Raw genomic sequence first — 12,691 nt, 5'->3', positions numbered from 1 at the left:
GCAGGAGGTTTTATGTACGACAGAATAAGAGAAAAGTTAACAATACTGGCCGATGCCGCTAAATATGACGTATCTTGCTCGTCCAGTGGAGGAAACAGAAAAAATAACAATAAAGGTATAGGCGACAGCAGCGCCAGTGGTATATGCCATACCTATACCGAAGACGGACGCTGTGTATCGTTACTAAAAATATTGCTTACTAACCACTGCATATACGACTGTGCCTTTTGTGTATCGCGCCGCAGTAACGATGTAAAACGTGCTGCTTTTACTGTAGAAGAAGTAGTAGAGCTTACCATGAGTTTTTACCGTCGTAATTATATAGAAGGGCTTTTCCTTAGTTCGGGCATCTTTAAAAATGCCGATTTTACTATGGAGCGCCTGGTAAGAATTGTAAAAAAGCTCAGGCTCGAAGAACGCTTTAATGGCTACATTCACCTAAAAACTATACCCGGAGCCAGCCAGGAACTGCTTACCGAAGCCGGCCTCTATGCCGACCGGATGAGTATTAATCTGGAGATGCCCACTGAAAACGGACTAAAATTATTGGCTCCCGAAAAATCGCATGAGGAGGTAAAAAAGCCGCTTGGCTTTATACAAAACACCATTACTCAGTTTAAAGACGAAAAGAAAACCGGACTTATAAAGAGCATCCCTAAGTTTGTACCTGCCGGACAAAGCACCCAGATGGTAGTGGGCGCCACCCCCGAAAACGACATGGAAATAATGTATACTGCCGATAAGTACTACAAAGACTTTTCTCTGAAAAGGGTTTACTATTCGGGTTATATACCCATAAGTAACGATAACCGAATGCCTGCCATAGGCACCCAGCCACCACTGCTGCGCGAAAACCGACTGTACCAAACCGACTGGCTGATGCGGTTTTACGGCTTTGAGGTGCACGAACTGCTAAACCCCAAAAATCCGAACCTCGATACTGACATGGACCCTAAGCTGGGGTGGGCACTGCGCAACCTGGAACAATTTCCTGTAGACCTTAATACTGCTGATTATCATATGATAATGCGGGTACCGGGTATAGGGGTACAATCTACCCAAAAGATAGTGCAGGCACGCCGCTTTGGCACGCTATACACCTATCAGGTAAAGAAAATGGGTATTGCCTACAGCCGCGCAAAATACTTTATACGCTGCGCAGATACCCCTTATATGTTACAGGAACCCGACGCCCCAAGGCTAAAAGGACTGATTCTATCTGAAAGCAGCAGCAAATACCTCAAAACGCCTCAAAACCAATTAAGCCTGTTTTAGTAATGGTTACCTATGTCTTTGACGGATCGTTTGAGGGGCTGCTCACCTCAGTTTTTGAAAGTTATGACCGCAGGCACAAGCAGGTAGCGCTGGTATGGGAAAAACATTACCAGCCATCTATACTGAATGAGGAACTGATTATTATTAACTCTGAAGAAAAAGCACAACGGGTATGGAAAGGACTTAAAAAGAAACTGGCTCCACGCTGGATAAATAATTTTTACACCACTTACCTCAGCGAGGATCCACAGGCTTTTCAGCACCTGTTTTACTTTGCACAATACATTTTTGATAATCCCGCCGGTGCCGAAAAAAACTTTGGCAACCCGCATGTTATTGCGGTAGACCAAATGGCACACAAAGTAGGCCGCGAACGCCATCGTATGAAAGCTTTTATACGTTTCCAGAAAACGGCCGACGGTATTTACTACTGCCCAATAGAACCCGACTATAATGTACTGCCGCTGATTGCCAAATTTTTTAAGGACCGATATGCCGACCAACAATGGATAATATATGATGTAAGGCGCCGGTACGGATTGTTTTACAGCCTAAACACTGTAGAAGAAATAACGTATGATTTTGTAAGCGAAATAGATACACGTACCCTAACCCTGCCCGCTGCCCTTACTGACGAAAAAGAAGAGCTGGCAGCACTGCTGTGGAAAGACTATTTTAAAAGCACTAACATACCCGCCCGTAAGAACATGAAACTGCATCTGCAACATGTACCAAAACGTTACTGGAAATACCTCACCGAAAAGTTTTAATATCAGTCGAAAGTTTGAAAGTCATAAAGTCGAAAGTTGTGGACTCCAAAGACTTTACAACTTTTAACCTTTGACTTTATGACCTATTTCTTTTGCCCAGCTTTATTTTTACCTTACCGGTTTCGTCGTCTTCGGCCTTAAGGTGCACCACAATACCCTTGTTTCTACGTTCGGCAAGTTTCTTCTGGTCGGTTATCCCCTTGTCCTTCTCCGGATTACGCAGTGGCACATCTATATATATAAGAGTCCCTTTGCCAAAAGAGTACACCCCTTCTACATCCATATTCAGCACAGAACTGCTTATCTGCATCGGTGCTACCTGCACTTTTTCGCCCTGTATATCAAACCTGCCTTTAAGATCCTTAAACTCAATATGCCTTACATCCCTAAACGGAAATGCAAACTTACCTACGCTTACTATAGGGTCAAAATTTACCAGCTTGCCATCGGCCAGCTTAAAAGTAACTACACCATTTACAGACCGGGGCTGTACACTACCACTTTGGGTTATTCCTCCGGTAACATCTGCCCTGGCAGAAAACGCTCCGCTTATATTCCTACTTGTAAGGCTCTCAAGCCCAAAGTTGTTAAACGCATACATAAACTTTGGCAGGTTAACGTTTTTCACCTGTGCAGAAATCGCGTATCGGGTTATTTTTCCCGGATTTAGCGTACCACTCAGGTCAAGACTGCCACCGGCATGGTATAAGCCGGCATGCTTTAACACTATTGTACCGTTATCGTTAAGCAACAGGTTAGCAGTGGCATTTTCCGCCAAAAACTTTTTGTAATACAGCTTGTCAACCTTCATTTTCATGTGCACCGAGCATTTTTCAAACAGCTCGTCAAGACCTGCTGTAACACCTCCCTTAGCACTCTTAGCAGTTTTACTAACACTATGCTTTGTTTTATTCCGGGTTTGCAAAAAGGCCATAAACTCCCCCAAGTGAAGTTGCGGACTGTACACATTCCAGTTAAGCACCAGCTTTTCGGGGTCTTTATAATACAGGTTCAAAAAGTTACTCACACTACCATTCATTACAATAACACTCTGCTTCATTTTTAAAGCCACCTTGCTTATATACAGGCTATCCCGATTAAACCGCAGTGCTACCGATATGTTATTAAACGGAAGCTTTCGCGGCGCATAAGTAATATCGGCATCCTTCACCTTTATTTCACCCTGTACCACAGGTTTTACCAGTTTAAAATTATCTACATCGGCCCTAAAGTTCAGCGCGGCATTTACACTGCCCTTGCCCAGCTTCAGCAGGCTGTCGTCTATAAGCCCGGCGGCATCGGCCACCTTACAGGACGACGTAACACTACCCACTGCCAAAGGATGCTCTAAATCCCTGATTTCTATGCGCGGCATCGTAAAAGGAATACCCTCGTACTTCCCTGTAAAACCGAAAAGCTTTATCGCCGAATTGGCATCATTATATCCTTTATCAATCTTTCGGTTATTGGTAAACACTCCAAAAAAGTTACACTCTTTTATCAATCCGCCCGGGGTTTCCAGCTCGTTGTCTTTCACTTCGGCATTTACCTGTATAAGCGGATCGCCCCCGGCATTAAAATCACCTATAAGGTCGCAAGCCACCCTTATCGGTTTTTTAATATCAAACATCAGCAGTTTTTTACTTATGTTTTGCGAAAGCAATGTCGCGGCATCCTTCCATAATATAGCCTTGTTTTCTATGGTAAAATGAAACAACGGTGTTTCGGCAAAGCTGAGCTTCCCTCCTATCATAAAATGTTCGCCGCCTATATCCAGTCGTTTTTTATGAATAAGAAGTTCCTTTATTTTTTTATTGTATTCCAGGTCAAAAGTTCCTTCAAGGGTTTTGCCTTCTATAAAACTGCCGTGCACGGTATTAAACGCCATGCTTTCGGCAAGGGCACCCAGGTTTACGTCGGCACGCAGGCCGGTATCGTTATAATCCAGTGCCGCCTTCATACTGTGCACCTTAAACTTGTAAAGTTTATTGCCTTTTTTGTTGTCTGCGGTAAACAACACATCGTTTAGCAGTACCTTTTTAAGCTCGGGCAACCCGTGCTTTTCCTTTTTATCATCGTCCTCAGCCTTGTGTTGCGGAAAAACCGAACTGTTGCAGTAGCCGTTTGCATCGGTATACAAATCAATAGTGGCATGGCTCAGGCTGATTTTTTTTATTTGGATAGTCCCCCTTAGCAGCGCCATGGTATTTACAGCCACTTCGGCAGTGCCGGCTTTTAAAAAGGTATGCTTGTGTATAGGGTAAAGGCTGTCTGTAAGGGTAAGCCCGTTTATCTTGAGCCCTACTCCCGGAAAATCTGATACCAGCGTTACATCCATCTCCTTCATGGTAAGCTTACCCGACACTGTTTTGTTAAGGCTTTCAGTTACTGATTGCTGTACCTCAGCCTTGTGCGTATATATATACAACGCCAGCGCCAGGTAGGCGGTAACAAATAACAAAATAAGGGACATAAAAGCCTTGACAGCGATTTTAAACAGGTGATGGCGTGGAAGGTCGGGGCTTTTCATATGAAACACTGATTATCAGACCCCTAAATATAATTAAGAAAAAACTGAAAAGTTTTTAGTATTTGTTAAAATGCAATAAAACTTTTTTTGGTGATACTTATATAAAATGAGTGCGGACGCTTTCGCGTCCGCACTGCCCCCAGAAAATAAACGCACCAAAATCGACATTAGTGCATTGTAAAAACAACTGTATCACATCGAAAAGACAGAAACCATTTCGTTTAGATACTTTGCAAAAATAACGTTATACCAATGGTTTTACACGTTTTTATTAATAGACAAACTATAGACAACACCCCAACAAATGGCCTTTTTGCCACAAATAATGGTTTTACGGCCAAAAAAAAAGTGCTTTCCGCTTTTTCTTACAAACTTGTAAGAAAAAACTCTTTTACATTACTATTGCAGCCTACTTCCAGTAAAGCGTATCTACCGTAAACCCTACAGTAACGGCTCCTTCTTTTGCCCATTCGCCCTGGCTTGTATTACGTACTACAACATACGGCCCCAGCAGAGCCGCAGAAAAACGAATCTTAGCCGGATTATCTTCCAGCCATTCCAGAGCCACCACAAAATCGTCCTCTACCATAATATTATACTTGGTAAGGTCTACCACCAGCGGGCCTGCTTCTTTCGGCAGGGTTACAAATATGTTTTCAGTAGCAATGGGCTTATCAGGCAGTCCGTTTTTTACAGTATAAAAGTTTAGCCTCAGCGTTACCGGCGGATTATCGTTACTGGCTACCTGGGCGGTAAACTTAAGTAGTTTGGCCTGGCTTCCCTTAATACGCATAAGCACGCCCAGCTCGTTCCCTAACTGGTCGGTTGTAAAACCTAATATCATACTCTTAGAAGTGGTAGTGCTTCCCAATGTTTTCTCTTTGGGCTTTTTGTTGGAGATAACTACCTCATCCAGCTTTATAGCCTCTGTAGAAAGTAAAATTGTCTTGTTACTTTCTAAAGCTTTAAAAAAATCTTTAACCAGGAAGTTTTTGGCAGCATATCCTATAGATGATATCCTTAAGGTATCGTTATCCATTCCGGCAGGTAATTTTATAGAAAAGGCTCCATCTTCGCCACAAACGGTACCCACCCCTTTTCCTACTACACCTATGTTTACAAACGGAATAGTTTCATTGGTTTCGGCATCTTTAATAACTCCGGTAGCCTGCTGTGCATTTAGCATAAGCCCTGCAACAAACAACAGTACTGTAAGGCACTTCTTCATAATGTAATTGGTTTTTTAACAAATATACATTTTTATCGAAAAGAACAACGCACATGACTTTTATCATAATTTACCCCATGCTGTTCCCTTTACTTTGTTGGGTTAATTTACCTGGACTATGCAGTATTGGAAAAAACTATCTGTTGCCGAACGCAATGCCCGCGTACAGCAGGCGCTTACCGAAAATGTAAACTTCAGCACCGATGCCTCATTTGGCTATCCGGCCTCGCATCTTGATGATAAGGTGTTTAATGAAGACGCGCCTTTTCTTAAAGATGCACCCGTGCTGCAAACCTATGCTGCAAACCCTAACCATATAGGCTGCCATACCCTAGGCACCAGTGAGGCCGCCTTTAAGGGCACCCAGGAAATAGAACGCGAAGTGCTAAACGTGGTAGCCTGCGATATTTTTAAAGCCGAACCTAATAGTTTTGACGGCTATATAGCCCCGGGCGGAACCGAGGCAAACATACAGGCCATGTGGATGTATCGCAACTATTTTATGAAGCACAAGAACGCAAAGCCATCTGAAATTGCAGTGCTTTCTACCGAAGACACCCACTACTCCATAGCTAAAGGATGCAACCTGCTGATACTGGACTGGATTAAGGTTCCGGTGCATTTTATGGAACGCTATATTGACGATAGTGAACTGGAGAGCCTTATTATAAATGCACGCGCCGCAGGTAAAAAATACTTTATAGTAGTAGCAAATATGGGCACCACCATGTTCGGGTCAGTGGAAGTGGCAGATATATATACTGAAATTCTTGAAAACTACGGGCTGGAATACAAGCTGCATATAGATGCCGCGTATGGTGGTTTTGTATACCCGTTTAGTAATCCGGACAGCCACCTTAACTTCCGCAACCCTAAAATAAGCTCGGTAACCATAGATGCGCATAAAATGTTGCAGGCACCTTACGGCACGGGTATATTCATTTGCCGCAAAGGCTACATAGAAAACGTATTGACCACCGAAGCCGAATATGTAGAGGGCATGGATCTTACCCTGTGCGGCAGCCGCAGCGGCGCCAATGCCGTAGCCGTATGGATGATACTGTTTACCTACGGCCCGCACGGGTGGCAGGAAAAGGTAAATATACTGCAAATGCGTACCGGCTGGCTGTGCCAACAGTTAGACCTACTGGGAATAGAATATTTCAGGGAGCCCTATATGAACATTGTTACCATACGCCAAAACCACATACCACAATGGGTAGCAACGGCATTTAACCTGGTGCCGCAAAAGCATGACGAAAACAACCAGTGGTACAAAATAGTAGTTATGGACCACGTGGAAACCGAGCACCTGTCGCATTTTATAGACGTGCTGAAACACGGCGAAGCACCACCCGAAGACACCTCAAAATACACTGAAATAGTACACAACAATTCATTTTTTATGAGGTTTTAGCCATAAAGCCTCTTTTTTAGTTTATGAGCATATGACACACTACAACAACACTACCCACACCTTTCACATTCCGGTAATGGGACTGGCGTATACTATAGATACGCCCATAAGGCTGGCACACTTTGGCATATCGTCTTGCGTTTCCATTACAGACGACGACCTGTGCGAAAAAATGTCGGCGTATTTTTCTAAAAAATTCAACCTGCCCTACCAGGCCATTTCGGCTAAGGCATTTGACCACCGCGCACAGCGTGTAAAGCAATACCTTAATATGGTAGACACTATTGTGAAGCAAAAATTTGAGGAGTTTAAAACCGAGCTGGCCGAAAGTAAGGCTTCTATGGATAAATTTCTGGAAATCTTGCCTAACAAAAGTTCGTTTAAAGAAGGGCTGGAACAAATAATGGCCGAAGGCAGCCAGATGGCCGAAAACGTAAAGGCGTATCTGGAAAAAAACTTTGCACCGGGCAACATTGATGTAAACATAATGACCAAGGTAGACAAAGAGAATGTAGACGAAAAGAACAATCCACTGCCTACCGAGTTTAATGATGCCCATGCATCGCTGCGCGGTTTTGCCGAAAGCGAGCTTTCATCGTCGGTGGTGCTGTCTGCGGGTATGAACCCAAGGCTGTACAGCTACTTTGAAAACTTTGCCGACTTTTATCCGGACGCAAACGGAAACTTCAAAAAGAAGATTGTACTTAAAGTAAGCGACTTCAGGTCGGCATCCATACAGGGTGCATTCCTTGCCAAAAAAGGACTTTGGGTATCAGAATACCGTATAGAATCGGGGCTAAACTGTGGGGGTCATGCCTTTGCTACCGAAGGGCTGCTTATGGGGCCCATCCTGGAAGAATTTACCCAAAAGAAAAATGAGCTGGCAGCCGCATCGTTCAGCCTTATGGCAAAAGCCCTTGAAGCAAAACAGCTACCCGTACCGGCAAATGTTCCTGAAATGTTTATTACCGTTCAGGGTGGTGTAGGCACTGCTGAGGAACACAACTTTTTAATGAGCCACTATAATGTAGACTCTGTAGGTTGGGGATCGCCGTTTCTTTTAGTACCCGAAGCTACCGCAGTAGACGAAGCCACCCGCAAGCTACTTGCCGATGCAGGCGAACAAGACCTGTACTTAAGTAATATGTCGCCACTGGGGGTACCGTTTAATACCGTACGCGGCACTACTAACGACCAGCTAAAACAACAACGCGCCGAAAAGAACCGCTACGGCAGCGCCTGCCCTAAAAAGTACCTTGCCCTTACTCCGGGCGAAGATGGCTTGGTTTGCACCGCATCGCGCAAGTTCCAGGAGCAGAAGATAAACGAGCTGCTTACCGAGAACGACATCCAGGCCATGATGGAAAAATCGTGCCTGTGCGTGGGGCTGTCGGCACCGGCGCTTATGGAAAAAGGCATTCCGGTTAAGGGAGAGCAGCAGGGCGTAGTGGTATGCCCGGGGCCAAACATGGCTTATTTTACCGAGGAGGTTTCGCTTAACCGCATGGTCCGCCACATTTATGGTAACGACAATGTAATTACAGTACAGCACCGCCCCCATATGTTTATTAAGGAGCTTGATTTGTACGTAAAACACCTGCAAAAAGAAGTAGCAAACCTTACCGAAGGCAATGCGCAGCAGCTAAAAAAACTGAAAACCTTTAAGCAAAACCTGCTGGAAGGCATACGCTACTACCAAAACCTGTTTGCCGAAAACAAAGATTGGTTTGCAACCGAAAGAGAAGCCGTAAATACAGCACTGGCAGCGTACCGCACGCAAACAGAAAGTTTACTGGCAGAAAACCAACCTCAGCCGGCAGATGCGTATATTTGTAGTAAACAATGCGCTACCTGCAAATGCCAGACACCTGCCTCTACTTTATAGCCATAATTCCGCCCGAGGATATTTCTGCGGAGGTAACCTCGTTTAAGCAGGAACTGGCTGATACATATAATACCAAAAAGGCGCTTAGGGTAATGCCACACATTACCCTGAAAGCGCCTTTTACTATTAATGCTAACCGTGATGCAGAGGTAATGAAATGGTTTTTAAACATTGAAACCAACTCTCCCCCTTTTGAAACCATACTAAATGGTTTTGGCGCGTTTGACAACCCCAGGAATCCGGTGTTGTTTGTAAAACCCGAGGTTTCGGCAGCAATGCGCAGGTTGCAAAAGGATATTCTAAGCGCTTTTAAAAAGCAGTTCCCTAACATACCGGTACACTTCCATGAAGACGAATTTCACCCGCACATGACCGTTGGTTACCGGGATTTGGCCTACGCCGAATTTGAAAAAGCATGGGTGGTTTTTAAAGACCGGGAATACAAATCAAGTTTCACAATAGACAGCTTTTGCCTGCTAAAACACAACGGGGAACATTGGAAAGTGACTTCATATAAAACACTGGCAAACAAGGATACCCTTTAACACCCATTTTCACACATATAATAAGCGCTTATACAATAAAAAACAAATACTATTGTTAAGTATTTATCCCAATGATGCGGCGCAATGCCCCACCATAAAAAACCAAACTTTACAAACCAGAACCATCGCAATAGTATGAATTATTTCTACAGCCTGATTATGGCTTTAGCATCCTTAATTGTTGTTTTACCATCAACGACAGCACCGGAACCAAACGCACATGAAACCGCTTATCTTGTAGCGGACAGAAACGACACTATTTTGAAACAAGTATATTTTCAGAATATCTCAAATAACTACAAAAGAAATGAGATAATAAAAAATCATTCTAAAGTCACTCCTGCCGATTTTGTAATAACAGCTAAAACTGCCGGATTTTATAAAATTTATTCTTTTAAACCTTTTGGAATACCCTCCACGGTATACATTCAGCCGGGCGACTCTATTACATATAAGAATAACGGCAATAACGGCCTTACTTTTACAGGAAAAAATGCTGCGCATTATAACTTCTTTAATGAGCTGTTTAAAAACGGCAATACGTATCCGGACTATAACGAGAAAGAGGGATTACTACAATATAAAGCTACTTGTTCCAAAATTCTTAAACACCGCATAGCATTCTTAGATGATTATGTTAAAAAACACAAGGTGTCATCAGAATTTTATTATGCTGTAAAAACCGATTTGGAATTCGGCTTAATTGGGCAGATTTTAAACAAATTCACAATACCTGATAATGCAATTAAAAACAACCCAAAAGTATTAGACGGCATTAGCTTTAAAACTTTTAACTTACAAAACAATGTTCCTGTTAGCTATAACTTTTATTGGGCGCTGAGTAATTATGTACGCAGTTATAGTATAATCAATGAACCCTCTGAAAATTATTCTAACAACAAACTGAAATTCAGGATTAGCGTTATCAACAAGAACCTGAAAGGCGATTTGCGGGAATTTGCACTTACAGAAACATTTGATGATTACGAAAAGCACCTAAAGCCGGAAAATATAAGCGTTATAAAAGAATGTCTTACAACGACCCTTACCTCCATACAAGACCCCGTGTATATAGAAGAACTGAAAAAAAAGCAGAAGAAACTATTACAGTTAAGCGCTGATTTACCTCAGGAAGTATTAAATGCGCAACTTATGGACACTGAAGGGAATCTGGTAGCACTGAAAGACATCCTGAAAAGCAAGGGCAATGGAGTTAAGGTGCTGGATTTTTGGGCAAGCTGGTGTGGGCCCTGCATATCAGGCATGAAAGAAACACACGCCCTGAGAGACAAACTTACAGCCGAACAACAGGTAGCTTTCCTTTATATTTCTACGGATAAAAGCGTAGATAAATGGAAAGATAAAGTAGCCGAACTAAGTACATTAGGTATTAATAAAAATCATTACAGGCTTACGGATGAAAGCCATGCACTTTTTAAAAATTTCTTTTTAATAGAATCTATACCGAAATATGTGGTACTAACCCCGGGCAACAAAGTATACCTAAACACCGTACCGGCGCCGGGCAGTACAGATTTTGACATGGTATTACAAAGTGCATCTAAATAAAAATAGCCGGTTGTTACACCGGCTATTCTATTATGTTTTATATAAACATACCCCCTGATACTTCTATGCGCTGTGCTGTAACCCATCGGGCATCGTCGGTACAAAGGAAAGCAACTACTCCACCTATATCGTCCGGAAGCCCTACCCTGCCCAGGGCGGTCTGTGAGGCAAGGAAACTGTTTACCTGGTCGTTATCGCGTACCACACCACCGCCAAAGTCGGTTTCTATAGCACCCGGCGCCACTATGTTTACACGGATGCCCCTTGCACCAAGCTCCTTAGCCTGGTATTTAGTAAGGGTTTCCATACCGCCTTTCATGCTGGCATACGCTGCATAGCCCGGCGAACTAAAACGCGCCAAACCGGTAGAAATATTTACAATGCCGCCTCCGTCGTTAAGCAACGGCAGTGCCTTTTGCGAAAGGAAAAACGGTGCCTTAAAGTGGATTCCCACAAGGGTATCAAACTGCTCCGGGGTGGTTTCGGCAAATGAAGCATGTATGCCTATACCGGCATTATTTACCAGAAAATCGAATTTTTCAGCGCCAAAAACATCTTTAAGCGCAGCACTTACATTAGCATAAAACGCATCGAAACTATCCGCGTCAGAAACGTTGAGTTGCAGTGCCGCTGCCTTTTGTCCCAGGGCTTCAATTTCGGCTACTACCGCATCGGCCTCTGCCTTTTGGCTGTTGTAGGTCAGAATTACATTTAGCCCTTTTTTAGCAACGGCTATCGCCATGTTTTTGCCCAGGCCGCGGCTGCCGCCTGTTATCAGTGCAATTTTAGATTGTGCCATATTGTTGTATTATTTGATGATTTACAAGACAAAGTTAGGCAGGGAACAGCGCTTAAAAATGGTGGACTCTTCAGTATTTGCTTCGCGTTTCAGGTTTAAAGTTTCAGGTTCCTTTGACCGTTATGAACTTTAAAAACAACTTTAAACCTTAAACTTTAAACTAAACCCTTTTCCTGTACTGCAACGGCGTTATGCCCGTCATGCTTTTAAAGAATTTGGTAAAGTTAGTAGGCTCATCATAGCCAAACTTCTGGCCTATTTCGGCTATAGAAAGTGTGGTTTCCTTTATCAGTGTAACCGATTCGGCAAGGATGCGTTCTTCCATCACCTCACATACCGATGAGTTCATGGTAAGCTTCAGGGTATTGGTAAGGTGCCTTGGGTGTATGAACAGCTTTGCACCAAAATCCTGCGCATGCAGCCTGCGGGTAGCCTTGCCGCTCATCAGGTCGGCAATGTGTGTATCTACCAGTTTCAGGAAACCAGCCGTAATCTCGTCCTTGCGCGAGAGTATTTTTTCCGGGATTTTGTAGGTTTTGGTGACAGCGGTTTCCATAATGCTAAGGTAGGAAGAATTTTAGCCTGAAAGCCACCTTTTATATAATTCCGCTGCTATTTAACATCGCCATATAAAAATCGATCCTATCCTCTTATAAAAGGATTATACTTTTTT

The 12,691-nt window shown here is 43.3% G+C and carries 10 protein-coding genes; 6 read left to right on the top strand and 4 right to left on the bottom strand.

Annotation, left to right across the window (positions count from 1 at the left end; all coding sequences use genetic code 11):
• Positions 1-12: 12 nt before the first annotated feature.
• Both ACLI1A_RS03540 and ACLI1A_RS03535 read left to right on the top strand, forming a co-directional pair.
• Entirely contained in the window at positions 13-1,275 is a 1,263-nt protein-coding gene (locus tag ACLI1A_RS03540) for a putative DNA modification/repair radical SAM protein (RefSeq protein WP_411406144.1), read from the top strand.
• A 2-nt stretch (positions 1,276-1,277) separates the two neighbouring features.
• Positions 1,278-2,045, top strand: a complete 768-nt coding sequence (locus ACLI1A_RS03535; RefSeq protein ID WP_411406142.1) for a TIGR03915 family putative DNA repair protein — start codon at positions 1,278-1,280, stop codon at positions 2,043-2,045.
• 76 nt (positions 2,046-2,121) lie between these two features.
• Here ACLI1A_RS03535 and ACLI1A_RS03530 read toward each other — a convergent pair whose 3' ends face one another.
• Both ACLI1A_RS03530 and ACLI1A_RS03525 read right to left on the bottom strand, forming a co-directional pair.
• Entirely contained in the window at positions 2,122-4,575 is a 2,454-nt protein-coding gene (locus ACLI1A_RS03530; protein WP_411406140.1) for an AsmA family protein, read from the bottom strand.
• A gap of 409 nt (positions 4,576-4,984) precedes the next feature.
• The gene (locus ACLI1A_RS03525; protein ID WP_411406138.1) at positions 4,985-5,803 is read right to left on the bottom strand and encodes a carboxypeptidase-like regulatory domain-containing protein; all 819 of its coding nucleotides are present in this window, start codon (positions 5,801-5,803) and stop codon (positions 4,985-4,987) included.
• A 118-nt stretch (positions 5,804-5,921) separates the two neighbouring features.
• Between ACLI1A_RS03525 and ACLI1A_RS03520 the strand changes: the two genes are divergently transcribed.
• From ACLI1A_RS03520 to ACLI1A_RS03505, 4 genes are all read left to right on the top strand, one after another.
• Positions 5,922-7,220, top strand: coding sequence for a pyridoxal phosphate-dependent decarboxylase family protein (locus tag ACLI1A_RS03520; protein WP_411406136.1), 1,299 nt, complete (start codon positions 5,922-5,924; stop codon positions 7,218-7,220).
• A 31-nt stretch (positions 7,221-7,251) separates the two neighbouring features.
• Positions 7,252-9,105 carry a hypothetical protein gene (locus ACLI1A_RS03515; protein WP_411406134.1) on the top strand — a complete coding sequence of 618 codons (1,854 nt, stop codon included), beginning with the start codon at positions 7,252-7,254 and terminating at the stop codon, positions 9,103-9,105.
• The gene (locus tag ACLI1A_RS03510; RefSeq protein ID WP_411406132.1) at positions 9,063-9,650 is read left to right on the top strand and encodes a 2'-5' RNA ligase family protein; all 588 of its coding nucleotides are present in this window, start codon (positions 9,063-9,065) and stop codon (positions 9,648-9,650) included. Before ACLI1A_RS03515 ends, ACLI1A_RS03510 begins: the two co-directional genes overlap by 43 nt.
• Before the next feature lie 135 nt (positions 9,651-9,785).
• Positions 9,786-11,219, top strand: coding sequence for a TlpA family protein disulfide reductase (locus tag ACLI1A_RS03505; RefSeq protein ID WP_411406130.1), 1,434 nt, complete (start codon positions 9,786-9,788; stop codon positions 11,217-11,219).
• Positions 11,220-11,256: 37 nt separating this feature from the next.
• Here ACLI1A_RS03505 and ACLI1A_RS03500 read toward each other — a convergent pair whose 3' ends face one another.
• Positions 11,257-12,018: an SDR family NAD(P)-dependent oxidoreductase gene (locus tag ACLI1A_RS03500; protein ID WP_411406128.1), complete on the bottom strand. Its 762-nt coding sequence runs from the start codon at positions 12,016-12,018 to the stop codon at positions 11,257-11,259.
• Positions 12,019-12,178: 160 nt separating this feature from the next.
• Positions 12,179-12,574, bottom strand: a complete 396-nt coding sequence (locus tag ACLI1A_RS03495) for a helix-turn-helix domain-containing protein (protein ID WP_411406126.1) — start codon at positions 12,572-12,574, stop codon at positions 12,179-12,181.
• Positions 12,575-12,691: the final 117 nt, after the last annotated feature.

Source organism: Flavobacterium sp. RHBU_3 (assembly GCF_046613565.1).
In the GTDB taxonomy this organism is placed as follows: Bacteria; Bacteroidota; Bacteroidia; order Flavobacteriales; family Flavobacteriaceae; genus Flavobacterium.
Note: the sequence above shows the minus strand (reverse complement) of the source record. Positions and strands in the feature narration are given on the sequence as shown.

What these genes read in the sequence shown, in the direction of transcription:
- ACLI1A_RS03510 (WP_411406132.1), top strand. Translation starts at nt 9,063, where the DNA reads ATGCGCTACCTGCAAATGCCAGACACCTGCCTCTACTTTATAGCCATA.
- ACLI1A_RS03530 (WP_411406140.1), bottom strand. Translation starts at nt 4,575, where the DNA reads ATGAAAAGCCCCGACCTTCCACGCCATCACCTGTTTAAAATCGCTGTC.
- ACLI1A_RS03515 (WP_411406134.1), top strand. Translation starts at nt 7,252, where the DNA reads ATGACACACTACAACAACACTACCCACACCTTTCACATTCCGGTAATG.
- ACLI1A_RS03495 (WP_411406126.1), bottom strand. Translation starts at nt 12,574, where the DNA reads ATGGAAACCGCTGTCACCAAAACCTACAAAATCCCGGAAAAAATACTC.
- ACLI1A_RS03540 (WP_411406144.1), top strand. Translation starts at nt 13, where the DNA reads ATGTACGACAGAATAAGAGAAAAGTTAACAATACTGGCCGATGCCGCT.
- ACLI1A_RS03500 (WP_411406128.1), bottom strand. Translation starts at nt 12,018, where the DNA reads ATGGCACAATCTAAAATTGCACTGATAACAGGCGGCAGCCGCGGCCTG.
- ACLI1A_RS03505 (WP_411406130.1), top strand. Translation starts at nt 9,786, where the DNA reads ATGAATTATTTCTACAGCCTGATTATGGCTTTAGCATCCTTAATTGTT.
- ACLI1A_RS03535 (WP_411406142.1), top strand. Translation starts at nt 1,278, where the DNA reads ATGGTTACCTATGTCTTTGACGGATCGTTTGAGGGGCTGCTCACCTCA.
- ACLI1A_RS03520 (WP_411406136.1), top strand. Translation starts at nt 5,922, where the DNA reads ATGCAGTATTGGAAAAAACTATCTGTTGCCGAACGCAATGCCCGCGTA.
- ACLI1A_RS03525 (WP_411406138.1), bottom strand. Translation starts at nt 5,803, where the DNA reads ATGAAGAAGTGCCTTACAGTACTGTTGTTTGTTGCAGGGCTTATGCTA.